Source organism: Vibrio sp. TRT 17S01, assembly GCF_050113695.1.
Classification (GTDB): domain Bacteria; phylum Pseudomonadota; class Gammaproteobacteria; order Enterobacterales; family Vibrionaceae; genus Vibrio.
The window spans coordinates 1-1,379 of sequence record NZ_JBNJOG010000054.1 but is presented as its reverse complement, the minus strand read 5'-3'; the positions used below and the strand labels follow the sequence as shown (position 1 = coordinate 1,379).

Sequence of the window (1,379 nt, the reverse complement as noted above, 5' to 3'; positions counted from 1 at the left end):
AGCACAGTCAATTCAAACATTACTTATGTAATGTTCAGTATTCATTGAGCCGACAAAATCTTAAATTGAAGAGTTTGATCATGGCTCAGATTGAACGCTGGCGGCAGGCCTAACACATGCAAGTCGAGCGGAAACGAGTTATCTGAACCTTCGGGGAACGATAACGGCGTCGAGCGGCGGACGGGTGAGTAATGCCTAGGAAATTGCCCTGATGTGGGGGATAACCATTGGAAACGATGGCTAATACCGCATAATAGCTTCGGCTCAAAGAGGGGGACCTTCGGGCCTCTCGCGTCAGGATATGCCTAGGTGGGATTAGCTAGTTGGTGAGGTAATGGCTCACCAAGGCGACGATCCCTAGCTGGTCTGAGAGGATGATCAGCCACACTGGAACTGAGACACGGTCCAGACTCCTACGGGAGGCAGCAGTGGGGAATATTGCACAATGGGCGCAAGCCTGATGCAGCCATGCCGCGTGTGTGAAGAAGGCCTTCGGGTTGTAAAGCACTTTCAGTCGTGAGGAAGGTGGTAGTGTTAATAGCACTATCATTTGACGTTAGCGACAGAAGAAGCACCGGCTAACTCCGTGCCAGCAGCCGCGGTAATACGGAGGGTGCGAGCGTTAATCGGAATTACTGGGCGTAAAGCGCATGCAGGTGGTTTGTTAAGTCAGATGTGAAAGCCCGGGGCTCAACCTCGGAATAGCATTTGAAACTGGCAGACTAGAGTACTGTAGAGGGGGGTAGAATTTCAGGTGTAGCGGTGAAATGCGTAGAGATCTGAAGGAATACCGGTGGCGAAGGCGGCCCCCTGGACAGATACTGACACTCAGATGCGAAAGCGTGGGGAGCAAACAGGATTAGATACCCTGGTAGTCCACGCCGTAAACGATGTCTACTTGGAGGTTGTGGCCTTGAGCCGTGGCTTTCGGAGCTAACGCGTTAAGTAGACCGCCTGGGGAGTACGGTCGCAAGATTAAAACTCAAATGAATTGACGGGGGCCCGCACAAGCGGTGGAGCATGTGGTTTAATTCGATGCAACGCGAAGAACCTTACCTACTCTTGACATCTACAGAAGCCAGCGGAGACGCAGGTGTGCCTTCGGGAACTGTAAGACAGGTGCTGCATGGCTGTCGTCAGCTCGTGTTGTGAAATGTTGGGTTAAGTCCCGCAACGAGCGCAACCCTTATCCTTGTTTGCCAGCACTTCGGGTGGGAACTCCAGGGAGACTGCCGGTGATAAACCGGAGGAAGGTGGGGACGACGTCAAGTCATCATGGCCCTTACGAGTAGGGCTACACACGTGCTACAATGGCGCATACAGAGGGCGGCCAACTTGCGAGAGTGAGCGAATCCCAAAAAGTGCGTCGTAGTCCGGAT

The 1,379-nt window shown here is 52.9% G+C and carries 1 rRNA gene; it reads left to right on the top strand.

The features are described 5' to 3' along the window. Nucleotides 1-62: 62 nt before the first annotated feature. Nucleotides 63-1,379 (top strand): 16S ribosomal RNA (locus ACQEXS_RS22435); the annotation flags it as partial.